The following is a 22,220-nucleotide window of genomic DNA, read 5'->3' on the forward strand; positions in this document are numbered from 1 at the left end:
ATCTGAGGTTGTCTTACTCTGTGGGGTCTTTTGTTTCTGTCTTTGAGGCCTTCTAAACCGTACTTTTTGTATCTATTTTTCCATTTGTAGAAGGTGGTTGGACTTATTCCGAAGTATCTGCAGGTTAGTCTTGCATTTTGGTGTTTTTCGTAATGTTGAATCCATTTAAGTCTTTTTCTCACGTTTGGGTCTTTTGTTAGGTCGAGTTTTGTTTTTATTTTCGTTCCTCTTTTGATTGTTTTTTTGAAGGGTGTATTTGATATGTGCAGGGATGTTCCTTTGAATTTCTTTAATTGTTTCATTGGTGGACACCTCCTTTTGTTGGAGTTCAAATCTTATTTTAGGGTGTCCACCTTCTTTCTGAACTTCAATACTCCCCAAAATTGGAAATTTAATATTGATTAAGTCAATTTGTATAATCCGCTTTCACAATATAATTAAACAAGGAGGATTCCATGAGGAGGTCCCTCTTACTGGCAAGCATTTTTCTTTTCTTCAGGCACTACCCTCTGCTGGAGCTCCTCTTTCACAGGAGGAGATACTCCAGAAAATTGAGAACTTAGAAAAGAAGGTTCAGGAGCTCGAAAGGGAAAACAGAGAGCTTAAAAGGCTTTTAACGGAAAGAGGAGGGGTTGTTCCTTTAAGAAAGAAAACAGAAAAGGTGAAGGTAGGAGGAAGGGTTCTCTTTAGGTTTTCCCAGTCTGAGGACTTGAAGGAGGGACAGAAGACATTATTTGGAGACCCGGGAAACGGATTTACAGTGAGAAAAGCCAGGTTAAACGTTAAGGGAAAACTTAACGATGGATTCTCTTACGGGATTCAGATAAGGGCAGACAGGGGTAGTAAGGTTGAACTCTGGGATGCCTACGTAAAGTACCGTCTTTCTAACTTTCCCGTTTCGATAAAGGCTGGTCAGTTTAAAATTCCGGTCTCGATGTCCTACCTAAAGAGTGGAACGGAGCTCTGGATTCCCGAAAGGCCCGTTGCAGTAAACCAGATTGCTCCGGTTTGGAGGGATGTTGGAGTATCCGTTACGTACAAACTTCCGTTTAACGGGACGAAGTTAACTGCAGGCATCTTCAACGGAGAGGGTTGGACCAACAAGGATAAAATCTACAACAAGGACAAAAATTACCTGTACACAGTAGCCCTCGATACGGTAGCGTTAAACAGTGAAAACCTCTTCTGGAGACTAAGAGTAGGCGGAACTTTTGGTACCGACAGTGAAAGTAAAGGTTATAAAAAGTCTTACGGTGTAGCTTCCTTAAAGAGACACCTCTTAGACGTGGAGACAAATCTGACACTTAAACCCTACAGACTTTCTCTTGAGGCTGGATATCTCTACGACAATCCATCTGATGCAAAGGATAGCAACGGAAAAGATGTTTCAATTGGAAATGCTAAGGGTTACTACCTCCAGTTTAACTGGGGAGCTCCCGTATTTTCAAAACTCCACTTAGTTGGAAGATACTCGTACGTTGACCCTAACGACGACGTAGATGACAACCGTGATGTTGACTACACAACGTTAGGTTTCTACTACCTGTTGGATGGTTGGCAGGCTGCTCTAAGGTCGTCCTACACGTGGGCTAACGAGCGACACGGTGAGGAAGTTGACAACGACCTGTTTGTGACGGAATTCCAGCTTCTATTCTAAGGGGGAGGCTCCCCCTTTAAAATTCAAACAGTTCGTCATCGTCAAAGGAAAAGTCCCCAAGGTCCGTAAAAGGTTCCTCATCGGAAAAGGAGGGTACGGCCTCCTCAGAGCTCTCAGGAAGAGAGGTTTCAACCTTAACTGCTTCAGGTTCCTCGTTTTCAAATCTTGTCAAGTCCTTTATAAAGGCGAGTCTGACAGTTCCTATAGGACCATTCCTCTGCTTAGCAATTATTATCTCGGCAATTCCCTGTTCCTCTGGGTCGGGGTTCTTCTTGTAAACTTCCGGCCTGTGAATAAAGAGGACTATGTCTGCATCCTGCTCCAAACTTCCACTCTCCCTTAGGTCTGAAAGCTGAGGCCTTTTGTCTGCCCTGTGCTCGACCTGACGGGAGAGCTGGGAAAGGGCAATTACAGGAACGTTTAACTCCTTTGCAAGTCCCTTCAAGGAGCGGGATATTTCTGAAACCTCCTGTTGGCGACTCTCGGTTCTCTTAACTCCCTTCATCAGCTGAAGGTAGTCAACTATTATGAGGTCTAATCCCTTCTCTGCTAAGAGCCTCCTTGCCTTTGCCCTCATTTCAAGGATTGATATTCCCGGAGTATCGTCTATAAAAATGGGAGCCTGTGAAATTTTATCCGCAGACTTCAGGAGGAGGTCAATCTCCTGTGGCTTTAGGAAACCGCTCCTTATCTTGTGAAGGGGAATCTTGGCATCCTGAGCCATGAGCCTTGTTATAAGCTGCTCCTTCGACATTTCTAAGGAGAAAAATGCAACGGTTTTCCCCTCCCTTACGGCAACGTTGTAGGCGATGGAGAGGGCAAACGCCGTCTTTCCCATAGAGGGGCGGGCAGCTAAAATTATGAGGTCTGACTGCTGCAGTCCAGAAGTCATCTGGTCTAACTGGAAAAAGCCCGTCGGGAGTCCCGTGACTACTTCCCTTCTACTTGCGAGTTCCTCTATCTGGCTGATTATCTCAGGTATTACATCACCCACGTGAACTAAGGAGTTTGTAACCCTGTCCTCAGAAAGGGAGAAGACCTCCTTCTCAAGTGTTTCTATGAGAAGCTCCGGGTCAGGGGTCTCCTCAACGAGTTCGTTTATTCTCTTTCCGACTCTGACAATCCTACGAAGGAGGGATTTATCCTTAACAATTTTGCACGCTGACTCAAACTTTTCATAGTTCTCAAGGGCATACTCAATCAGGAGAAGGAGGTAGTTTTCCCCTCCTACCTTTTCAAGCAGACCCCTCTTTTCAAGTTCGTCCTTAAATGAAATCTCGTTGAGTTGTGATTCAGTGTAACCCTCCGCAATTAGGTCTCTTACGAACCTAAAGAGATTTCGGTGCTCCTCCTTGAAAAAGTCCTCAGGGTTAAGTAGCTCAACCCCTCTAAATGAATACGAGGGTTGAACAATCATCGTTCCTAAAACCGAGTACTCAGCTTCAAGGTCGAAGAGTTTGCTCACTCAAGTCCTCCCTCTGCCAGTTCAACTGCTCTAAATAGGGCCCTGGCCTTGTTCAACGTCTCCTTTGCCTCAAGTTCTGGAACTGAATCTGCAACGATTCCAGCTCCGGCCTGAACGTAAACCTTGTTCCTCCTAACAACGGCAGTCCTTATTGCAATTGCAGTGTCCATATTTCCATCAAACGAGAAGTAGCCAACTGCCCCTGCATAAACTCCCCTCTCTGAGGGTTCTATCTCATCAATTATTTCCATTGCCCTCACCTTTGGAGCTCCAGAAACAGTTCCGGCGGGAAAACAGGCCTTCAAAACATCAAAGGCATCCCTATCCTTCATCAACTTTCCTACTACGTTTGAAACTATGTGCATGACGTGTGAGTACCTCTCAATCACCATAAGGTCTGTGACCTTAACGCTTCCCGTCTCCGCTACCCTTCCAACGTCGTTCCTTGCAAGGTCAACCAACATTATGTGTTCTGCCCTCTCCTTTTCGTCTGAAAGGAGCTCCTTCTCTAACTCCTTATCCTCCTGAGGAGTTCTTCCCCTTCTCCTCGTTCCGGCTATTGGCCTCGTTTCAATCGTTTTGTCCTCAACTCTAACCAAAACCTCGGGAGAGGCTCCAACAATCTGAAAGTTGCTGTAGTCCAAATAGTACATGTAGGGAGAAGGGTTAATGTGGCGGAGAGCTCTGTAAAGGCTTAAAGGGTCGGCGTAAAAGGGCTTTTCAAACCTCCTTGAGAGGACAACCTGGATTATATCGCCGTTCCTTATGTACTCCTTAGCCCTTTTTACCATCGTCTTAAATTCCTCGTCTGAAACGTTCACTTTCCAGTCTGAGGTGGATTTTACAGGCTCAGTTTTTGGAAACTCCTGAGGTTTCTTTAAACTCCTCTCGATGGCTTCCAACTTCGAAAGAGCTCTCCTGTACTCGTTTTCAACCTCACCCTTTTCCGTGAAAACGAAAGAAACGGCAGTTATGAGGTGGTTTACGTTGTCAAATATGAGGAGGGCCTCCGGCAGAGTAAATATCATATCGTAAAGGTAGGAGTCCTCCTTATCGCTTCTAACGTTAACCCTTGGTTCAAAGAACTTTACAGCATCGTAGGCCAGGTAGCCGAAGAAACCACCCCAAAGCTTTGGAAGGTTCTCGGTTTTGTAGGTTTTAATGGAGTTGAACACGCCTCTAAGGAGCTCCAAGGGGTCCTCATGTTTAACAACTTCTATTCTTCCGAGCCTGTTAATTTCTCCAAACTTTCCCTTGCTCTTAACGGTAATGTAGTTTCCCAAACCGATTATCGAGAATCGCCCCCACTTCTCTCCACCCTCAACGCTTTCAAGGAGCATAAAGGCACCTAATCTTTTCAACTTTAAAAAGGCAGATAGGGGTGTTTCAAGGTCAGCCAAGAAACTCTTTGAAATAGGGAATAAATTAAATCCCTCTTTAGAAAGTTCTTCAATCTCTTTAACTTCCAACATACAGCTTCTCCAATTTGAGATTTGTAAAAGGAACTTATACCATTTTCATTACTATATTACTCAAGAACAAAATCTCGGAGTAAGTGTGAAGGTAAGTGAGTTTGATTACGAACTTCCAAAAGAGCTAATTGCGAAGTTTCCCGCAGAGCCGAGGGACTCTTCAAGATTAATGGTTCTCCACAGAAAAACAGGAGAAATTAAGCACAGGGTATTTAGGGATATTATAAACTACCTTGAAGAGGGAGACCTTTTAGTCATTAACGATACAAAGGTTATTCCTGCAAGGCTTTTTGGAAGGCTTGATACAGGTGGTAAGGTGGAGCTCCTTTTAATCCGCCAAATAGAACCAGACCTGTGGGAAGTTATGGCAAGGCCTGCAAGGAAGTTGAAGGAGGGAAAGAGATTAATTTTTGATGATGAACTCTCAGGAGTTGTAAGGGGATACTCAGGAGAGGGAAAGAGACTGGTTGAATTTGAACTTGTTGGAGATAAGACCTTTATGGAAAAACTTGAGGAGATTGGCCACGTTCCACTGCCTCCCTACATAGAGAGAGAGGAGAGAAGAGAAGACAGGGAAAAGTATCAGACGGTTTTTGCTAAGAGGGAGGGAGCCGTTGCTGCTCCTACTGCAGGTTTGCACTTTACGAAGGAGCTCTTAGAGAAACTCAAAGAAAAGGGAATTATAATTAAACCTGTTACGCTTCACGTTGGTCCTGGAACCTTTAAGCCTGTTAAGGTTGAAAATGTAGAGGAACACAGGATGGACTACGAAACATACTTTGTTCCAGAGGAGACTGCCAAAGCTGTAGAGGAGACTAAGAGGAAGGGAAAGAGGGTTATCGCAGTTGGAACGACCGTTGTCAGAACACTTGAAAGTGCCTCTGATGAGTTTGGAAATGTGAAACCTGGTGAAGGAGTGACAAACCTGTTTATATATCCAGGATACAAATTTAAGGTTATAGATGCCCTAATAACGAACTTTCACCTACCAAGGTCAACTCTTTTAATGTTAGTAAGTGCATTCGCAGGAAAGGAGAAAGTGTTAAATGCTTACAGGGAAGCTGTTAAAGAAGGTTATCGCTTTTACAGTTACGGTGACGCTATGTTTATCGTTTAAGGCGTACAGTTCAAATTATAAACCTGAAATTGTTATCTCAAAAGAACCTTCAAACTACGACTTTGACGGAGAGGTTTTAAAGTATCGTCTCTACTGGACAATATTTCACGTTGCAGATTCTGAATCGAAAGTTGAGAGGATAGGTGAAGGAAGGCTTAAAATTTGGGGAAGGGCTTCCACTGCGGGAATTGCATCGTGGTTTCAGAGGATATCAGATGAAGGGTACTCAATCTGGAACGAAAAAACATTATGTCCAGAAAGAACCTACATATTTCAAAAGGAGGGGGACTACGAGAGGAACAGGGTTTACACCTACGATTTGAGAAGAAAAATTGTAAAGTACGAAAAGATTCACCCCAAGAAGAAGAAAGTTCAGATAAAGTTTATAAAAATTCCCTTTCTTCCCTTTGAGGACATAGTAACGGCAACTTTCTTTTTCAGAAAGTACGGGATATTTAAGGTTGGAAAAACAACAGTTTTTCCTCTTTTTGCAGGAGGGAGGTTTCAGAACGTAAGCTTCAAAGTTGTAGATAAGAGAAAGATAGATACACTGTTTGGGAAGATAGAAGCCTACAAGGTTATTCCATCAAACAACCTGTCACCTGAGGGAGCCTTCAAGAGAAAGGGAAAGGTGGTTTTCTGGTTCTCTGCCGATGAGAGGCACATTCCGATAAAGGTTGTTGCTGAAGTTGCAATAGGGAGTGTAAGTGCTGTTTTAGTAAAGGCAAAGGGAAAGAACTTTGACTTAGAGAAGGAGATGGAGAAAAAAAAGAGAGAGAATTTAATTGAAAAGTTAATGAGTGGAGAATTTGGAGGTGAGTGATGCCATTTCAACCTAAAACTCCTTACTTGGCAGTCGATGGAATTATAAATATTCAGAGTGAAGATGGAAAATTTGAGGGTATCGTTCTAATAGAGAGGAAGTATCCTCCGGTTGGTTTGGCCCTCCCCGGCGGGTTTGTTGAAGTTGGGGAGAGTGTAGAGAGAGCTCTCTTGAGGGAGATGAAGGAGGAAACGGGACTTGATGTTGTAGCATTGAGGCAGTTTAGAGTTTACTCCGACCCTGAAAGGGACCCTAGGTTCCACGTGGTTTCCGTTGTATTTGAGTGTGTTGCGAGGGGTATTCCAAGGGGTAGTGACGATGCAAAGGTAGCGAGGATTTACAGGTACGATGAAGTTCCACTTGATAAGTTGGTCTTTGACCATTCAGAAATCCTAAGGGATTACCTTTCAGACAAAAGTGCGGTGTTTAGGGGGATTTAATGGATTTCAAAGTTGTAATCCTTGCAGCTGGAAAGGGAACCAGATTTAAATCGAAGTTCCCAAAGGTTCTCCATAGGATACTTGGAAAACCGATGCTCTGGTACGTTTTGAGGTCTGCATTAGAATCTGGAGCCTCCGAAGTAGTTGTTGTTACAGGTCATAGGAGAGAGTTGGTTGAGGATTTTATAAGGAGCGAGTTCCCTAACGTCAAAGTGGCCGTTCAGGAAAAACAGTTAGGCACTGGACATGCAGTTCTCTCAACGTACGAGTACTTAAAGGATTACGGTGGAAAATTGGTCGTCTTGAACGGGGATATGCCTCTAATTAAAAGTGAAGACATAAGGAGAATGGCGGAAACTAACGGAGATATGGCCGTTTTAACTGCTGTGACCGAAAATCCTAAGGGCTATGGGAGAATTATTGAGGAAAATGGAGAGGTGGTAAGAATTGTTGAAGAGAAGGATGCAAGTGAGGAAGAGAGGAAAATAAGAAAAGTAAACACCGGTGTTTACTCCTTTGATTCTAAGAAGCTTTTTGAGGCTCTAAGGGAGGTAAGGAACGAAAATTCTCAGAGAGAGTACTACTTAACAGATGTTCTTGAGATTTTTAAGAAAAAGGGTTACAAAGTTGTTGAAGTTGTAACCGATAACTTCTCCTCCGTCATGGGGGTAAACAACAGGTACGAGCTTTCAGTTGCAGAGAGGGAGATTCAGAGGAGAATTGTTAAGGAGCTCCAGCTGTCGGGAGTAACCATCCACAATCCAGAAACTGCCTACATTGAGCCAGATGTTGAAGTAGGTAGGGATACAGAAATATTTGCTCCCGTCTTTATAAGGGGAAGGACCAAAATAGGAAACAACTGTTACATAGGAGCATTCTCCGATATAGGGGATTCAGAAATAGGTGATGAGGTTACAGTTGAGAGCCACTGCTGGATGAGGGGAGCTCTTTTAAGGAAGGGAGCAAGTGTTGGGCCATTTGCAAAGCTCAGACCAGGAACTGTTTTGGATGAAGGGGCAAAGATTGGAACTTTTGTTGAGACAAAAAAGGCTCACCTTGAAAGGGGAGCAAAGGCCAACCACCTGACCTACTTAGGTGACTGTAGAGTAGGAGAGAACACAAATATTGGAGCTGGAACGATTACCTGTAACTACGATGGATTTAAAAAGTGGTTTACGGATATTGGTAAGAACGTTTTCGTTGGGAGCAATACGATTTTTATAGCTCCTGTAAAAGTGGGGGACTGGTCAATTACGGCTGCAGGTTCTGTTATTAACAGGGACGTTCCTGAAAATTCACTGGCGGTGGCAAGGGCTAAACAGGTTAACTACCCTGGCAAGGCTGAAAGGATAAGGGAAAAACTCAAAAAGAGGGCTGAAGATGAACATTCTTCAAAGGATAGTTGAGTACAAAAAGAGGGAGATTGAAGAGGTAAAAAAGAATTTCAACATACCCGTCCTTATAGACGAGGCTGAAAGGAGAGAAGTTCCCTTCAATTTTAAGGAGGCCCTTTCGAAAGAGGGAATTAACATAATTGCCGAAGTTAAAAAAGCTTCACCCTCAAAGGGAGTTATAAGGGAAGATTTCAACCCTGTTGAGATAGCAAAGGCCTACGAGAGAGGAGGAGCTGCTGCTGTATCTGTTTTGACTGACAAGGAATTCTTTCAAGGTTCTCCAAGGTATTTGGTTGAGGTTGCAGAAAGTGTTAATCTGCCTGTCTTGAGGAAGGATTTCATAGTAGATGAATTTCAAATTTACGGTGCAAAGACTTTAAAGGCATCCTCATTCCTCCTGATTGTTTCAATACTGTCCGATTCTCAACTTAAGGACTTTATAGAACTTGGTAGGGAACTTGGAATGGAGCCTTTGGTTGAGACCCACGATGAGTGGGAGGTGGAGAGAGCTCTAAAGGCAGGTGCAGAGATAGTGGGAGTAAACAACAGGGACCTAAAAACGTTCAACGTCTCCCTCTCAACAACACTAAGGCTCCTACCCTTAATAAAGGAAGAGGGGAAGATTGCCGTTTCCGAGAGTGGAATAAAGGGGAAGGGGGACATAATTAAACTTAAAGAGGCAGGAGTGGATGCCTTCCTCATTGGAGAAACGTTGATGAGAAGTGAAAATCCTGAGGAGGTTCTAAAAAGTTGGCTTTCTTGAGAATCCTATTGCTCTGTTTCCTTTTTACCTCAAATGCCTTTGCAGACTGGTACATTTTGATTCCCAAAAAGAGACCTGTTCGGAAGCAGATTCCCAAGAATGTTCCTATTCCTAAATTAAAAGGAGAAAAGATCCAACCAAAACCATACTCTATAGAGATAAACAAAATTTTAGCTCCCGACTTTTCTATACCAGTCAAGAATAGGAAAATCTCCAAAGAGGAGTTTAATGGAAACAATATCATTGTAGTTTTTGTTGATAGTCTCTTTTCTCCATTTACAGAAGCATTAGCATCCAAAGTTGAAAAACTTAATTTGAAAAGGACAAAATTTATTATTATCAGTGTCAATGATTCAGACTTTGCTTTTGTAGAAACTTTTAAGAAATTACTTCACATCAAGAAGACGATAGTAAGTGCAGATAGCTATGTTTTTAAACAGTTTAAGAGTAAAATTAAGGAAATTTCTGTTCCATCAATGCTAATAATTGATAAATATGGCTTTATAAGATACTTCTCTCCTCATATAGAAGGGGAGAACACGGAAAAATTAGTTTTAGAGCTTAACGAACTTTTGAAGTCATTAAACAAGGAAAAAAAAGGATAAGCGGCAGGGAGCCGCTCTAAATTGCTTTTTGAACTTTTCCGGCTTTAAGACACTTAGTACACACCCAGATTCTCTTCTTCTCTCCATTAACTACAGCCTTTACCTTTTGAAGGTTTGCCTTCTGCTTTTTGCTTGAAACCCTGTGAGAGTGGCTAACCTGATTAATAAAGATACTTGTCTTTCCACATATAGCACATCTTGCCATTTAAAACCTCCTATATTAAAAATGCATCGGCTAATTTATCACTAAGTTTTCAAAGTTTCAACACATTGTTCTCGTTCAATACATGGTGGACACCCTGGAGTTTTTTAATATATTCCTCAAACTTCTCTACTGGAGTCTTATAACCAAGACCTTGATGAGGCCTAACGAAGTTGTAAAAGCTTAGATACCTAAATAGTTTCCTGTTCATTTCATCAACTGTCGGCTCAGTCCCTTCTATCATCCACAGTTCCTTCTCCACCGTCTGTATGAACCTTTCAACATGTGCATTGGTCTTGGGAGACCTCGGATAGCTGAAGTAGTGTTCTATTCCCCTCTCCTTAAGGTAATCCTCTAACTCTCCTATAAACTCACTTCCGTTGTCAGTTTGAACCTTTTCTATTTTGAAGGGAAGAAACTTTTCAAGTTCTTGAAAGAATCGTTTCCCACTCCTGCTGCTTTTTGTAGAATAAATCTTTGCAAAGCCTATTCTGGTGAATTTATCTATAGCTGTGAATTGGTAGAAGGTTTTTCCGCACCAGTAGAGGTATTTGACGTCTATGAGGACTGTTCCGGGTTTATCGGCTCTAAGTCCTCTTCTGGTGCGGTTCTTTTTCCCTACTTGTTTTCTTTTCTTAAAGTTCCATGTGAGTTTTCTGGTTCTTTCTATCAGATTGTTTCTCTTTAAAACTCTGTAGATGGTTGAAGGAGAGACTTTTATGTCGAGGTACTTTTCTATAAAGACTGATATTTTTTCTTTGCTCCAGGTAGGGAATTTTTCCCTCACTGTGATTATGAGAAGTTCAAGTTCTGGTTCTATCTGAGGTTGTCTTACTCTGTGGGGTCTTTTGTTTCTGTCTTTGAGGCCTTCTAAACCGTACTTTTTGTATCTATTTTTCCATTTGTAGAAGGTAGTTGGACTTATTCCGAAGTATCTGCAGGTTAGTCTTGCATTTTGGTGTTTTTCGTAATGTTGAATCCATTTAAGTCTTTTTCTCACGTTTGGGTCTTTTGTTAGGTCGAGTTTTGTTTTTATTTTCGTTCCTCTTTTGATTGTTTTTCTGAAGGGTGTATTTGATATGTGCAGGGATGCTCCTTTGAATTTCTTTAATTGTTTCATTGGTGGACACCTCCTTTTGTTGGAGTTCAAATCTTATTTTAGGGTGTCCACCTTCTTTCTGAACTTCAACAGAAATTGTTAAAACAATAAAGTCAATCGTAAGGTCCAAGTATCCTATTCATTGTACTGCATGATAAAGAAATGCACTAAGTCTTCAAATCACTACTTAGTTTCTATTACTAACATAAAGAATATTTTATATATAGATTGCTTAATCATATAAGATTTTGCTTAATTTATAAAAATTTGACTAAATAAAACTGTTTTTTTATACTTCCACATATATCTCTTAAAGGGGGATAGAAGTGGAATTTCACTTGGATAAAGCAAAGATACTTTCCAAAGCAGACCTAAAGGAGTTTTTAGAAGGACTTAAAAACTTCGGAACCTTAATTGCCCCAAAGAGAAAGGGTGAAAAATTCGTATTCGATAGAGTTGAGAACGTTGATGAAGTGGAATTAAACTATACGAGAACCATCCTCCCGCCAAAGAAATTTCTCCTTCCTTACAGAAGGGAGAGATTTTCCTACAACCTGGAAACTTTGGAGTTTGAAAATCCCCCTTTCACCGAGAACCAAGTTATCTTCGGCATTCACTCATGCGACCTCCATGGAATAACGATTCTTGACTCAATCTACCTAAAGGAAAATCCAGACCCCAAATATTTGGACGTTAGAAGAAAAACAATTTTAATCGGAGTTTCGTGTAAACCTGATGAATACTGCTTCTGTTTATCAACGGGAACGGCGTTTCCCGATGGTGCTAACTGGGACCTGTTTCTAACTGATATTGGAAATGACTATTTCATTACGGTAGGAAGTCCTAAAGGGGATGAAGTATTAATCTCCCTTAAACACCTACTTAGAGAAATTACTCAAGAGGACTTGAACCTCTATAAAAAAACCTCATCACGAAAAAAAAACGCTCTTTAGTGATACTCCAGAACTGAGCAGAATCTCCCAAGTGATAGAACTTGAGTACGAGTCACAAGTTTGGGAGGAGGAAGCGAAAAGGTGTCTCGGATGTGGAACCTGCACCAACGTATGTCCAACTTGTTTCTGTTACTCCTCTGTCGATATCCCAAGTATCGATGGAAGAACTGTCTCAAGGATTGAGTTCACAACCTCATGTCAGTATCCATACTACTCCTTAGTAGCCGGTGGACACTACTTCAAGCCAAAACGTTCAGATAGGTTTAAGCACAGGTACTACCACAAGTTTGTAGGTTACCCATACCAAGTAGGTAAATTCGGCTGTGTGGGGTGTGGAAGGTGCTCTGCTGAGTGTCCAGCAAAAATCAGCATAGTCCAAACACTTAAAAAGTTAAAGGGAGAGGGTAATGAAGAAGGAGTTCGAAAAGTTACTGACGAAACCATTACCACAAGACCCGTTTAAACCACAAAAGGTTCTTATAACTGACGTTGAAGATTTGGCTCCAGACCACAAGAAATTTTCCTTTGTATTTACAGATGATGAACTCAATGAAAAGTGGAATCACACTCCCGGACAGTTCGTAATGATTACAGTTCCAAAAGCCGGAGAAATCCCAATATCTATCTGTTCCTCTCCCACGAGGAAAGGAACTATCGAACTAACAGTACGGAAGGTAGGAAGGAAAACAGAAGTTTTACACAGAATGAGACCCGGGGATTTCGCTGCAATAAGGGGTCCCTATGGAAACGGTTTTCCAGTGGAAATAATGCAGGGACATAACGTTCTAATTATTGCAGGAGGATTGGGAATAGCTCCTCTCCGTTCACTCATTTGGTACATCTTGGACAGGAGACAGCTTTTTAAAGAAGTTTACATCCTCTACGGAACGAGAAACTTTGAATCTGTCCTTTATAAGGAAGAACTCAGGAGATTAAGAGAAAGAAAGGACGTTAAATGTATCTACATCCTTGACAGAATTGAAAATGAGGAAGATAGGAGATGGACCGAGAGGGAGGGGCTTTTAACAGAGGTCATTTCTGAAGTTAAACTAAATCCGGAGGAAACCTACGTTGCAGTCTGCGGACCTCCTGTAGCCTATCGGTTTATAGGGAAGGAACTTCTCAAAAACGGATATCCGGAAAGTCAAATATTTGTTTCCCTTGAGAGGAAAATGGAGTGTGGAATAGGTAAGTGCGGTCACTGCCAAATCGGATACAAGTTCGCCTGTATTGATGGTCCCGTTTTTCCCCTTTGGGATACAAAAAATCTCCCGGAGATGATCTGATGGTAAGGGTAGGAATATTAGGACTAACAGGTTGTTCAGGGTGTCAGTGTGAAATCCTCAACTGTGAGGATGCAATTATCAGTTTGTTAGGTAGGGTTGATTTTTCATTTTTCCCCCTTGCGAAAGACAGCAATTCTATTAAAAACCTTGACATCCTTTTTGTTGAAGGCTCTGTATCATCCGAGTTAGATGAAGAATTGGTAAAGAAGGGAAGGGAAAATTCAAAACTCCTTGTTGCTATAGGAAGTTGTGCCTGCTACGGAGGAGTTCAGGCCCAGAGAAACGATGAGGTATCCCTTGAGGAAATGATAAGGGAGGTCTACGGAGAAAAAGGTGTTCCAATAAAGGTATTTAAGGCAAAACCTCTTAGGGAAGTAGTGAAGGTGGATTATGAACTTCCTGGATGTCCACTCGATAAAAAACAGTTTATCTATGCAGTTTCCTTCCTGCTTAACGGTATAAGGCCCTAAGATTCCCGTCTGCCATGAGTGTAAGCTTTCAGAAAATGACTGTTTATTGCTTAAAGGAATTCCCTGTTTAGGACCGGTTACTCAGGCTGGATGTGGGGCTCCCTGCACAGAGAGAAGAGTCGGTTGCCAGGGATGTCGGGGAAGCTGTGATTTCCCAAACCTTGCCGAGATGCTTTCCCTTCTTGAAGAGTGTGGATTAAAGGAAAAGGATGCCATCAACTTTTCTAAGGTTTTTGGTGGAGTAGATGTTCAGAGGGAACTTTCAAAACTCAACAGGAGAGCAGTGAAATGAGAAAGGAAGTAAACATAAATCACCTAACGAGAGTTGAAGGTCACGGAGCTGTCAGCATTGTTTTCGAAAATGATAGATTGAAGGAGATAAAGCTGAGATTTACAGAAGGACCAAGGTTTTTTGAGTACATTACGAGGGAAAGGTTATTCACCGAAGTTCCAAAGATTGTTTCAAGAATATGTGGAATATGCTACGTATCTCACCGATTGGCCTCCTGTTTTGCAATCGAGGATGCCTTTAAGGCAGGTATTCCTGACGAAATAAAACTTCTTCGGGAACTCCTCACAGTAGGGGAATTCCTGGAAAGCCACGCTCTACACCTTTATTTCCTTGTCCTTCCAGATTTTATGGGGTACGGTTCAACTTTGGAAATGGCCAACGACTATCCCAACGTGGTTAAGAGGGGATTTTTCATAAAGGACGTTGGAAACAGAATAATGAAGATAATAGGAGGAAAAACGGTCCACGGGGAGAATATCGTTCCTGGGGGATTTGAATCAATACCTAAAAAGGAGGAACTTGAAGAAATTAGAGAGCTTCTCTACAGGGTGATTCCGGAGATAGAAGCAACTATCTCCTTATTTGATTCTTTCAACTATGAAAAAACTAACAAAGAACACTCTTTAAGACTGTGCATAGACTCTGAGAAATTTTCCCTTATTGGGGACAAACTGTTCCTTTCCGATGGAACTCTTTTTACAAAGAGGGAGTACGAAATTTTTGTTGAGGAAAAGGTATCGGATTACAGTACTGCTAAGTACTCCACAATAAAGGGAAAACCTTATCTCATAGGTCCACTATCAAGGGTAAATCACTACATTGAGAAGTTTTCAGGAGAGGTAAAGAAGAGAATACAAACTCTCAAAAACAGATTTCCCACCGACAATACGCTACTTGCAAACCTATCGAGAGCTATTGAGATGTTGGAACTCTCCTATCAGGGTTTGGATATAGTTGAGGATTTGCTCAAAAGCTACCCATTTACAGGAAAGGTAAAGCTCCATCCAAAAAAGGGAACGGGCTACGGAGTAAAGGAGGCTCCTCGAGGAACCCTTTACCACAGGTACACGTTTGACGAAGAGGGAAGGTGCATCGGTGCCAACATCATAACTCCAACAGCTCAACTTCAGTCGGTGATAGAGAAGGATTTGAAGGAACTCATAGAACTCTATCCAGAACTTAATGACAGTGAACTTAAAAAGAAAGCAGAAATCCTTGTAAGGGCCTACGACCCGTGAATTGCCTGTGCTGTCCACCAGTTTGGTGGAGAAGAACAGATGGTTGAGGTGGTGAGGTATGGTTAAGACATCTCTTGTGAACGAATGTAAGCTCTTTTCAACTTTTAACGAAAAAGAGAAGGAAGTACTATCGGAGTTTCTTAATGAGGTCTCTTTTAAAAAGGGAGAAGCCCTCTTTGAAGAGGGCAGTGGAGCAGATGAATTTTTCTTCATAAGGAAAGGGAAGATAGGTCTATACCGAAACGATAACTTTGGAAATCTAACAAAGGTAGCTGAAGTTCACGGAGGAGTTCCTTTAGGGGAGTGTGCCTTCTTCCTTGGAACACCACACTCACTTAGAGCTATAGCAGAAGATGATGTTAGGGCTCTCTCGCTTTCAAGAGAGAAGTACGAACTTCTAAAGAGTAACTATCCCCAACTTGCAATAAAGTTAATTGAAATCATTAATGGAATTGTTTCTGAAAGGCTTAAAGAGGAGGATAAGAAGTTTGCAGATATATTCTGCTTTTTTAGGGTTGGAGGACAAGGATGGAGAAGATAGTTGGAATGTTAATAGTTGTTCCTTGGATTCTATCTGTTTTAGTTTTTCTCTCATCCAACCACAGGTTGAGACAATTTATAACCTTTTTGTCCCTTCCTCTACTTACAGGCCTATCGTACATCGTATGGAATTCTCACCTTCCCATTTTTATTGAAACACCTGATTGGATGGAAACAGCAGTCACTGTATTTGATTATCTACTACTCGGTTATTTTCTACTCCAGGGAGTAAGATTTAAAAATTTCTTAGTCTTTATTCTTGTCATATTCCAAGTATTCCTACTTACGTGGGCTCTTCTAATACTGCCCCATTCAGAAACACCTTCAATCTATGTTGATAAGCTGACAGTCTTCTTCTACTTTTTGGTTTCAATTGTCGGTTCAATCATCTGTATATACGCAACAAAGTATATGGAACAGGAGGACTTAAGTAGGGAAAATAGGTTTGTATCAGTGCTTCTCTGGTTTTTAGGGGTTATGAACTTTATAGTCTCTGTTAATAACATCGAATGGTTCTTTGCACTGTTTGAAACAACAACTCTCGCTTCCTACGTCTTAATCAGGTTTAGATGGGATGAAGTATCCATTAAAAATGCTCTTAGAGCTCTCTGGATGAACCAGATTGGAGGAGTAGCCATCCTCCTCTCCATACTTTTTGCAGTCAAATACTATGGAACGTTTTTCTTTACAGATTTCCTTAAGTTAGGAATTCCTACTGCTTCTATGATTCCCTTTGGATTTCTCTCAATTTCTGCCCTTGTAAAGGGAGCTCAAATGCCCTTTCACAGGTGGCTGTTGGGAGCTATGGTAGCTCCAACTCCCGTTAGTGCAATTCTCCACTCAGCCACAATGGTGAAGGTTGCTCCCTATCTGATACTCAGACTCTCACCTGTAATAAAGGGGACCCTCCTTGCCAAACTTCTCATTGTGACGACGGGATTTGTATTTGTAGCGGCCGGCCTTCTGGCTCTAACTCAGGAAAATTTTAAGAGGATTCTTGCCTACTCAACAATTTCCCTGTTGGGCCTCATGATGCTAACTGCAAGTATTGGAAGCCCCGTTGCTGTTACAGCATCCCTCCTTTTGATTCTTTTCCACGGAATAGTAAAAGCCCTTCTCTTTTTGGAAGCTGGAATTATGGAGAAGGAGTTTAATGCAAAGTACATAGAGGATATGAGGAGGCTTGTAGAGAGAGCTCCTATCACCGTTCTTTTTATTGTGCTTGGTTTTATGAATATGACACTTGTTCCGTATGGAATATTTGTAGCAAAGTGGATAACGCTTGAGGAAGCCTGTAATTTCCTCTACCACGGGGCGTACATAGCGTCTGTTATCCTCATAACTGTTGGAGGGGTTATCTTAACTGTCCTTTACTTTAAAGTTATAGGTGTAATTTCAAGGAAAAGAGGTGAGTTTGTAAGCTTTAAATTGGAGAAGCTTCCGCTAACGTATCTTTTAACTACAAGCACCTATTTAACACTTGCCATCTTGGGTTCAATCTTCATAGCTCACCTCAGTACAGACTTTATATCCCCAATAGTAAAGGAGATTACACATGAAATTCCTATGATAGAAGCAAAAGGCCTCACCCTCACTACTCCCTACTCAAAATTATTCGGCTGGCAGATTGTTGGAGCAATACTTTTACTGATAATTGTTCCTCTACTGGCCTACTTCATTCACTTTAGAGCAGACAAAATATACGAGTATACATGTGGGGAAAACCTCCAGTTAAGAATTGGAACCTATGATTTTGTATGTATCTCAAAACTTGAGCCATTTGTAGAAACAATATCTATTGCCTTTTTCATCCTCACTCTCATTTTAGGAGGAGGACTGGTATGACAAATTTATTTTCGATAATAGCTACCCTTCTTTCTCCTATTGTAGGAGGATTTGTGTACGGAATAGAAAGGGTTTTAAGGGCAAGGATGCAAAATAGAATTGGGCCTCCTCTTCTTCAGCCTTTTTACGATTTCCTCAAGCTGATGGATAAAAGACCTGTGATTATTCACTCGTTCCACGCATTCATGGGAATCATGTACTTGATAGGAACGTGGTTTTCCCTCTACGTCCTATTGGCAGGTGGCGATATACTAATAGCAATATTCTTTCACGTTCTTTCTCTTGCCTTTTTGGTTCTTGGAGGTTTTAGCGTAAGGTCTCCCTACTCCGTAGTTGGGAGTATCAGAAAGCTGACCCATATGCTTGCTTACGAACCAATATTCGTACTTACCGCTGCAGGACTGTACCTTGTAACAGGGACCTTCCAGATTTCAGAAATGTTAAAATCTCCATTCATTCCCCTTCTTTATTTACCTTTGGTCTTTGTAGCATTCATCCTTTCCATCCCAGCTGTACTTGAGAAATCCCCCTTTGATGTTGCGGAAGCCCATCAAGAAATAATAGGTGGATCCGAAATTGAGTACTCAGGAAAGTTCTACGAGGCCGTTTATACTGGAAAGTGGCTTGAGTACGTTTACGTGTTCTTCTTTATTTTCCTGTTCTCAGGAAATCACTACTGGCTTGGACTTCTTCTTGTTTTACTGTCGTTTCTTTTAGTAAACCTTATAGATAACTCAACAATGAGGGTTAATTTCAGGCAAATGGTTTCGTTTCATTGGTACATACTAATTCCTCTTGTTGCAACCAACGTAATGCTCTTAGCTCTCTGGAGGATTCAATGAACTTAAAAGTTTTCAGGAAAAAGTCCCCATGGATACTTCACTACAACACAGGAAGCTGTAACGGTTGTGACATTGAGATTCTTGCCTGCTTAGCTCCAAAGTACGATATCGAAAGGTTTGGAGCCCTTAACAGAGGGAACCCTAAACAGGCAGACATATTTCTCGTAACTGGTCCTGTGACAAAGAGAGCAAGGGAAAGATTGATAAGGCTGTTCATGGAAATTCCTGAGCCAAAAGTTGTAGTAGCAGTTGGAGCTTGTGCCTGTACCGGAGGTGTATTCAGGGGAATGTACAACGTTGAAAACGGTGTAGATAAAGTTATTCCCGTTGATGTTTACGTTCCGGGATGTGCTGCCAGGCCTGAGATGATAATAGATGGTATTGTGAAGGCCTTAGAAATCTTAGAAAAGAAAAATAAAGAGATTGAGTTTCCACGTAAATGTAAGTGTTCAAAAGGTCTTGAAGGTGCTGAGTATCTCTTAGGAAAGCAGCTCAACAGAAGAAAGCTTGTCTTGGATGGATTGAGGAGGTGCAATGAAGATAGAGGAGATTAAGTTGCCTTTAAGGGATATAAGGAGGGCCATCAAAGATTTCTACGACCCTGAAAAGTGGCACTTTATAACCGTCAATGGAACAGATTTGGGTGGGAAAGTAAAACTTAAATGGTTTTTCGCGAGCTATGAAGACGTTAACAGGTATACTGTTTTTGTTTCTGAAGCTGAGTATAACGATGAAGTCCCAACTATAACTTACATAGTTCCCTCAGCCTGGATAGCAGAGTGGGAACTTGCAGACCTTTTAGGTTTAAACGTTGAAGGAGCAAGGAAGGGATTGTTTTTAGAACCAGATAGTCCTCAAGCACCTTTAAGGAGAGGTTAAATGGGAAACAGAATAACCATACCATTTGGAAGTCAGCACATAGCTCTACCAGAACCTATAAGATTTGTTTTTCAAACAAGAAACGAAAAAATAGTAGATGTTGATGTTGATGTGGGATACGTTCACAGGGGAATAGAAAAGGCCTGTATGACCAAGTTCAAGTACATGCAGGTCGGATACGTAGTTGCAAGAGTCTGCGGACTCTGTGCTATTTCCCATACGTTAGGATACGTTACTTCTATTGAAAAACTAATGGGGATTGAGGTTCCTAAAAGGGCTCTCTACCTCAGACTAATTGTAAGCGAACTTGACAGAATACACTCTCATCTTTTTGCAATGGGACACACTGTCGAAGCTGCGGGGTATGAAAATCTCTTTATGAAAACCTTTAGAGAGAGAGAATTGATAATGGAGCTCCTTGAGCTCCTGACGGGAAATAGAGTCCAGTTTGACTATGCAGCGCTCGGCGGAGTTAACAGAGATTTAAGTTCTGAGGTTGAAAAAGAACTTAAAGAAAAGCTGATTCTCTTAAAGGAAAAATGTTGTGAATTAAGAGACATTTTTGAAAATGATTACACTCTAAAGTATAGATGGAAAGGAACGGGAGTTGTTACACCTCAAATGGCAAAGGAGCTCAACGTAGTTGGGCCTCCTGCAAGGGCTTCTGGACTGAAAATTGATATGAGGGAAACAGGATACCTTCCTTTCAAAGAGGTCGGATTACGAGTTATAACGAGAACTGAGGGAGATATCTATGCCAGAAACTTAGTTAGAGCAGATGAAGTTTTAAACTCAATTGAAATGGTTGAAAATGCTTTAGAGGGACTACCAGAAGGAAATATAAAGGTTTCTGTAAAGGGCTTACCTAAGGGTGAAATGTTTGTTAGGGTGGAAGCTCCAAGGGGAGAGCTCTTTTACTATATCAAAGCAAGTAAGAAACTGGTACTTGATAGATTAAGAATAAAGGTTCCTACATTTTCAAACATTCCAGTAATGAAGGAACTTTTTGTTGGAATGGACTACTCAGACGTTCCAGCAACAGTCATAAGCTTTGACCCCTGTTTATCATGTACTGCAAGGTAGGAGGAGAAAGAATGAAGGAAATGTTTATAGAATCAATCAAAAACCTATTTAAGAAGCCTGCAACTGTTAAATATCCTGAAGAACCCTCTCCACCTCCTCCAAATTACAGAGGCCTTATAGTGTATAAGGAGGAACTGTGTATATTCTGTACAAGATGTGAAATGGTCTGTCCTCCTGGTTCCATAAAATTTACCTCCAGTTCAGATGGTTCAAAGAAATTCCACTATAATCCCTACCTGTGTATATACTGTGGAGAGTGTGTCAGAGCTTGTCCTAAACAGGGTTGTCTCACACAAATCGAGGATGTAGCTCCTCCAGCCACACACGAAGAGGTTCCAAATTGGGACAAAATAGAGGGAATATCTAAAAGTTAACTAATTTCCTCCTTACAGATTAAGTTGTATTCCCTCTTCTAACTTCTTCCAAATTCTCAATAAGCTCCTTGCAGGTTTTACTTCTCATGATTCTATTATTGATTTTCGCCTTCCCTTTTATTCCCTTAAATATTTGGCTTATCTGGGCTTTTATAACTTTACATGCTTTTTCTCTTTCAAAGAACTCCCACATTAAGAAGAGCTCCTTAAGTATAAAGTCAACCCGTTCTGAAATACTTGCTGTGTAACTTTTCTTTTCCTTATACTCTTTAAAAATCCAGGGATTTGAAACTGCTGCTCTACCTATCATTACTCCATTACATCCAGTTTCTTCAAACTTCTCATCAACCTCCCTCCAACTTCTTACATCGCCGCTTCCTATTACTGGAATATTTCCGGCCAATCTCTTCAAATCCTTAACTCTGTTCCAGTCTGCCTTTCCAGAAAATCCCTGTTTTGCAGTTCTTGGATGAAGAGCAATCGCCGATACTCCTGCCTTTAGGAGCTCTTCAGCAATCTCTTCCAGATTATCCTCGTAAAAACCAAGTCTTATTTTTGCAGTTACAGGAGTACCGTAGGGTTTAAGGGCTCTTACCGTTTCTTCAACGATTCTTCCCATCTCCCTTGGAAACTGAAGCAGATATCCTGCCGCCTTTGCCTTTAAGACCTTTTTTACAGAGCAGCCAAAGTTTATGTCTATTGCATTGGGTTTGTACTTCTTCACAACCTTTACTGCCGCCTCTGAAATCTCCTCAGGATTCCTGCCGTAAAGTTGAAGGTGGATAGGTCTTTCCTCTTCTGTAAAGTAGAGGAGCTCCCTCTCCTCCCTTCCGTAGATTAGCCCAGTTGCATTTATGAGCTCAGAGTAGACTCTATCTGTTCCAAGCTCTCTGCACAATCTCCTAAATGCAGAATGGGTATAACCAGCCATAGGAGCAAGAATTACTTCTCTTTTTATTTCCATGGTCTAAACCTCAGTTTTAATTCTTTGCCATGATACAATAAACTAAACGGTTTAACGGTTAGGAGGTAAATATGAACGTTTCAAATTTAGCCAGGGAAGAAATACCTTTCATCTTAGGTTATGCTGCAGTTAAATTTAACGGTGATTTAATAGATTCCTTCGGCGAAGAAACACAAAAAATTTTGGACAACATAAAAAATATTGTTAAAGAGTATCTAACAATATACAAGAACTTAGGAGAATACTCCATAGGAATGCCAAAAGAAATACTTATGAGCACAACAGAAATATTTATTTTAGTTAGAATTTTCTACAATGAGGAAATTTTCCAAGTTGCAATTCTTCAAAGTGATGCAAATCTTGGCTTTACACGTTATAAACTACACGAGTACATTCAAAAATTAACTAAATAATCCA

At 41.2% G+C, this 22,220-nt stretch carries 27 protein-coding genes; 21 read left to right on the forward strand and 6 right to left on the reverse strand.

Features of this window, described 5'->3' with window-relative positions; genetic code table 11:
- On the reverse strand, nt 1-302 hold a 302-nt coding region (locus FN732_RS04110), incomplete at its 3' end, for a helix-turn-helix domain-containing protein (RefSeq protein WP_142933554.1).
- A gap of 95 nt (nt 303-397) precedes the next feature.
- Between FN732_RS04110 and FN732_RS04115 the strand changes: the two genes are divergently transcribed.
- A complete protein-coding gene (locus FN732_RS04115; RefSeq protein WP_185954239.1) occupies nt 398-1,657 on the forward strand; it encodes a porin in 1,260 nt (419 codons plus the stop codon).
- Nucleotides 1,658-1,673: 16 nt separating this feature from the next.
- Here FN732_RS04115 and dnaB read toward each other — a convergent pair whose 3' ends face one another.
- Both dnaB and trpE read right to left on the reverse strand, forming a co-directional pair.
- A complete protein-coding gene (gene dnaB, locus FN732_RS04120) occupies nt 1,674-3,122 on the reverse strand; it encodes a replicative DNA helicase (protein WP_142935031.1) in 1,449 nt (482 codons plus the stop codon).
- The gene (gene trpE / locus FN732_RS04125; RefSeq protein WP_142935033.1) at nt 3,119-4,594 is read right to left on the reverse strand and encodes an anthranilate synthase component I; all 1,476 of its coding nucleotides are present in this window, start codon (nt 4,592-4,594) and stop codon (nt 3,119-3,121) included. Before trpE ends, dnaB begins: the two co-directional genes overlap by 4 nt.
- 85 nt (nt 4,595-4,679) lie before the next feature.
- Between trpE and queA the strand changes: the two genes are divergently transcribed.
- Genes queA through FN732_RS04155 form a run of 6 tightly spaced genes read left to right on the forward strand, consistent with a single transcriptional unit; the run spans nt 4,680 to nt 9,736 of the window.
- Nucleotides 4,680-5,711 carry a tRNA preQ1(34) S-adenosylmethionine ribosyltransferase-isomerase QueA gene (gene queA, locus FN732_RS04130; protein WP_142935035.1) on the forward strand — a complete coding sequence of 344 codons (1,032 nt, stop codon included), beginning with the start codon at nt 4,680-4,682 and terminating at the stop codon, nt 5,709-5,711.
- Complete coding sequence (locus FN732_RS04135; protein WP_246051328.1) at nt 5,641-6,534, forward strand: DUF3108 domain-containing protein; 894 nt, start codon at nt 5,641-5,643, stop codon at nt 6,532-6,534. The genes queA and FN732_RS04135 overlap by 71 nt, the downstream gene beginning before the upstream one ends.
- Nucleotides 6,534-6,974, forward strand: coding sequence for an NUDIX domain-containing protein (locus FN732_RS04140; protein WP_142935037.1), 441 nt, complete (start codon nt 6,534-6,536; stop codon nt 6,972-6,974). The genes FN732_RS04135 and FN732_RS04140 overlap by 1 nt, the downstream gene beginning before the upstream one ends.
- Nucleotides 6,974-8,380: a bifunctional UDP-N-acetylglucosamine diphosphorylase/glucosamine-1-phosphate N-acetyltransferase GlmU gene (gene glmU, locus FN732_RS04145; RefSeq protein WP_142935040.1), complete on the forward strand. Its 1,407-nt coding sequence runs from the start codon at nt 6,974-6,976 to the stop codon at nt 8,378-8,380. The genes FN732_RS04140 and glmU overlap by 1 nt, the downstream gene beginning before the upstream one ends.
- The gene (gene trpC / locus FN732_RS04150; RefSeq protein WP_142935042.1) at nt 8,355-9,131 is read left to right on the forward strand and encodes an indole-3-glycerol phosphate synthase TrpC; all 777 of its coding nucleotides are present in this window, start codon (nt 8,355-8,357) and stop codon (nt 9,129-9,131) included. Before glmU ends, trpC begins: the two co-directional genes overlap by 26 nt.
- Before the next feature lie 56 nt (nt 9,132-9,187).
- The gene (locus FN732_RS04155; protein WP_185954240.1) at nt 9,188-9,736 is read left to right on the forward strand and encodes a redoxin domain-containing protein; all 549 of its coding nucleotides are present in this window, start codon (nt 9,188-9,190) and stop codon (nt 9,734-9,736) included.
- A gap of 16 nt (nt 9,737-9,752) precedes the next feature.
- Here FN732_RS04155 and rpmB read toward each other — a convergent pair whose 3' ends face one another.
- Nucleotides 9,753-9,941, reverse strand: a complete 189-nt coding sequence (gene rpmB / locus FN732_RS04160) for a 50S ribosomal protein L28 (RefSeq protein ID WP_142935046.1) — start codon at nt 9,939-9,941, stop codon at nt 9,753-9,755.
- Between the two features lie 49 nt (nt 9,942-9,990).
- Entirely contained in the window at nt 9,991-11,058 is a 1,068-nt protein-coding gene (locus FN732_RS04165; protein ID WP_142935049.1) for an IS481 family transposase, read from the reverse strand.
- A gap of 305 nt (nt 11,059-11,363) precedes the next feature.
- On the opposite strand from FN732_RS04165, the gene FN732_RS09695 reads away from it, so the two are divergent.
- From FN732_RS09695 to FN732_RS04220, 13 genes are read left to right on the forward strand one after another with little or no spacing between them, the layout of a single operon-like run.
- Nucleotides 11,364-11,990 carry a hypothetical protein gene (locus FN732_RS09695; protein ID WP_246051329.1) on the forward strand — a complete coding sequence of 209 codons (627 nt, stop codon included), beginning with the start codon at nt 11,364-11,366 and terminating at the stop codon, nt 11,988-11,990.
- A 31-nt stretch (nt 11,991-12,021) separates the two neighbouring features.
- The gene (locus FN732_RS09700; protein WP_246051330.1) at nt 12,022-12,453 is read left to right on the forward strand and encodes a 4Fe-4S dicluster domain-containing protein; all 432 of its coding nucleotides are present in this window, start codon (nt 12,022-12,024) and stop codon (nt 12,451-12,453) included.
- The gene (locus FN732_RS04175; RefSeq protein ID WP_142935052.1) at nt 12,398-13,276 is read left to right on the forward strand and encodes an FAD/NAD(P)-binding protein; all 879 of its coding nucleotides are present in this window, start codon (nt 12,398-12,400) and stop codon (nt 13,274-13,276) included. Before FN732_RS09700 ends, FN732_RS04175 begins: the two co-directional genes overlap by 56 nt.
- A complete protein-coding gene (locus FN732_RS09705; RefSeq protein WP_246051331.1) occupies nt 13,276-13,746 on the forward strand; it encodes an NADH-quinone oxidoreductase subunit B family protein in 471 nt (156 codons plus the stop codon). The genes FN732_RS04175 and FN732_RS09705 overlap by 1 nt, the downstream gene beginning before the upstream one ends.
- Before the next feature lie 46 nt (nt 13,747-13,792).
- Complete coding sequence (locus FN732_RS09710) at nt 13,793-14,038, forward strand: hypothetical protein (RefSeq protein ID WP_246051332.1); 246 nt, start codon at nt 13,793-13,795, stop codon at nt 14,036-14,038.
- Nucleotides 14,035-15,276, forward strand: a complete 1,242-nt coding sequence (locus FN732_RS04185; RefSeq protein ID WP_142935055.1) for a Ni/Fe hydrogenase subunit alpha — start codon at nt 14,035-14,037, stop codon at nt 15,274-15,276. Before FN732_RS09710 ends, FN732_RS04185 begins: the two co-directional genes overlap by 4 nt.
- 58 nt (nt 15,277-15,334) lie before the next feature.
- Nucleotides 15,335-15,817, forward strand: coding sequence for a Crp/Fnr family transcriptional regulator (locus FN732_RS04190; RefSeq protein WP_142935058.1), 483 nt, complete (start codon nt 15,335-15,337; stop codon nt 15,815-15,817).
- Complete coding sequence (locus FN732_RS04195; protein WP_142935061.1) at nt 15,805-17,661, forward strand: proton-conducting transporter transmembrane domain-containing protein; 1,857 nt, start codon at nt 15,805-15,807, stop codon at nt 17,659-17,661. The genes FN732_RS04190 and FN732_RS04195 overlap by 13 nt, the downstream gene beginning before the upstream one ends.
- On the forward strand, nt 17,658-18,503 hold the full coding sequence (locus tag FN732_RS04200) for a complex I subunit 1 family protein (RefSeq protein WP_142935063.1): 846 nt from the start codon (nt 17,658-17,660) through the stop codon (nt 18,501-18,503). Before FN732_RS04195 ends, FN732_RS04200 begins: the two co-directional genes overlap by 4 nt.
- Nucleotides 18,500-19,057, forward strand: a complete 558-nt coding sequence (locus FN732_RS04205; protein ID WP_142935066.1) for an NADH-quinone oxidoreductase subunit B family protein — start codon at nt 18,500-18,502, stop codon at nt 19,055-19,057. Before FN732_RS04200 ends, FN732_RS04205 begins: the two co-directional genes overlap by 4 nt.
- Nucleotides 19,038-19,382 (forward strand): NADH-quinone oxidoreductase subunit C, encoded by a 345-nt coding sequence (locus FN732_RS04210; RefSeq protein WP_142935069.1) that lies wholly within the window; start codon nt 19,038-19,040, stop codon nt 19,380-19,382. The genes FN732_RS04205 and FN732_RS04210 overlap by 20 nt, the downstream gene beginning before the upstream one ends.
- The gene (locus tag FN732_RS04215; RefSeq protein ID WP_142935071.1) at nt 19,383-20,465 is read left to right on the forward strand and encodes a hydrogenase large subunit; all 1,083 of its coding nucleotides are present in this window, start codon (nt 19,383-19,385) and stop codon (nt 20,463-20,465) included.
- Between the two features lie 11 nt (nt 20,466-20,476).
- The gene (locus FN732_RS04220; RefSeq protein ID WP_142935073.1) at nt 20,477-20,839 is read left to right on the forward strand and encodes a 4Fe-4S binding protein; all 363 of its coding nucleotides are present in this window, start codon (nt 20,477-20,479) and stop codon (nt 20,837-20,839) included.
- A gap of 19 nt (nt 20,840-20,858) precedes the next feature.
- Here FN732_RS04220 and FN732_RS04225 read toward each other — a convergent pair whose 3' ends face one another.
- Nucleotides 20,859-21,803 carry a tRNA dihydrouridine synthase gene (locus FN732_RS04225; protein ID WP_142935076.1) on the reverse strand — a complete coding sequence of 315 codons (945 nt, stop codon included), beginning with the start codon at nt 21,801-21,803 and terminating at the stop codon, nt 20,859-20,861.
- A gap of 71 nt (nt 21,804-21,874) precedes the next feature.
- Between FN732_RS04225 and FN732_RS04230 the strand changes: the two genes are divergently transcribed.
- Nucleotides 21,875-22,216, forward strand: a complete 342-nt coding sequence (locus FN732_RS04230; RefSeq protein ID WP_142935078.1) for a hypothetical protein — start codon at nt 21,875-21,877, stop codon at nt 22,214-22,216.
- The last annotated feature ends 4 nt before the right edge of the window (nt 22,217-22,220 follow it).

The sequence above is a fragment of the Balnearium lithotrophicum genome, from assembly GCF_900182585.1.
Taxonomy (GTDB): Bacteria; Aquificota; Aquificia; order Desulfurobacteriales; family Desulfurobacteriaceae; genus Balnearium; species Balnearium lithotrophicum.

Bases quoted from the DNA above. Each gene is read 5' to 3' on its own strand.
- trpE (WP_142935033.1), bottom strand. From the start codon at position 4,594: ATGTTGGAAGTTAAAGAGATTGAAGAACTTTCTAAAGAGGGATTTAAT.
- FN732_RS04135 (WP_246051328.1), top strand. From the start codon at position 5,641: ATGCTTACAGGGAAGCTGTTAAAGAAGGTTATCGCTTTTACAGTTACG.
- FN732_RS04140 (WP_142935037.1), top strand. From the start codon at position 6,534: ATGCCATTTCAACCTAAAACTCCTTACTTGGCAGTCGATGGAATTATA.
- glmU (WP_142935040.1), top strand. From the start codon at position 6,974: ATGGATTTCAAAGTTGTAATCCTTGCAGCTGGAAAGGGAACCAGATTT.
- trpC (WP_142935042.1), top strand. From the start codon at position 8,355: ATGAACATTCTTCAAAGGATAGTTGAGTACAAAAAGAGGGAGATTGAA.
- rpmB (WP_142935046.1), bottom strand. From the start codon at position 9,941: ATGGCAAGATGTGCTATATGTGGAAAGACAAGTATCTTTATTAATCAG.
- FN732_RS04165 (WP_142935049.1), bottom strand. From the start codon at position 11,058: ATGAAACAATTAAAGAAATTCAAAGGAGCATCCCTGCACATATCAAAT.
- FN732_RS04175 (WP_142935052.1), top strand. From the start codon at position 12,398: ATGAAGAAGGAGTTCGAAAAGTTACTGACGAAACCATTACCACAAGAC.
- FN732_RS09705 (WP_246051331.1), top strand. From the start codon at position 13,276: ATGGTAAGGGTAGGAATATTAGGACTAACAGGTTGTTCAGGGTGTCAG.
- FN732_RS04185 (WP_142935055.1), top strand. From the start codon at position 14,035: ATGAGAAAGGAAGTAAACATAAATCACCTAACGAGAGTTGAAGGTCAC.
- FN732_RS04190 (WP_142935058.1), top strand. From the start codon at position 15,335: ATGGTTAAGACATCTCTTGTGAACGAATGTAAGCTCTTTTCAACTTTT.
- FN732_RS04195 (WP_142935061.1), top strand. From the start codon at position 15,805: ATGGAGAAGATAGTTGGAATGTTAATAGTTGTTCCTTGGATTCTATCT.
- FN732_RS04200 (WP_142935063.1), top strand. From the start codon at position 17,658: ATGACAAATTTATTTTCGATAATAGCTACCCTTCTTTCTCCTATTGTA.
- FN732_RS04205 (WP_142935066.1), top strand. From the start codon at position 18,500: ATGAACTTAAAAGTTTTCAGGAAAAAGTCCCCATGGATACTTCACTAC.
- FN732_RS04210 (WP_142935069.1), top strand. From the start codon at position 19,038: ATGAAGATAGAGGAGATTAAGTTGCCTTTAAGGGATATAAGGAGGGCC.
- FN732_RS04215 (WP_142935071.1), top strand. From the start codon at position 19,383: ATGGGAAACAGAATAACCATACCATTTGGAAGTCAGCACATAGCTCTA.
- FN732_RS04220 (WP_142935073.1), top strand. From the start codon at position 20,477: ATGAAGGAAATGTTTATAGAATCAATCAAAAACCTATTTAAGAAGCCT.
- FN732_RS04225 (WP_142935076.1), bottom strand. From the start codon at position 21,803: ATGGAAATAAAAAGAGAAGTAATTCTTGCTCCTATGGCTGGTTATACC.
- FN732_RS04230 (WP_142935078.1), top strand. From the start codon at position 21,875: ATGAACGTTTCAAATTTAGCCAGGGAAGAAATACCTTTCATCTTAGGT.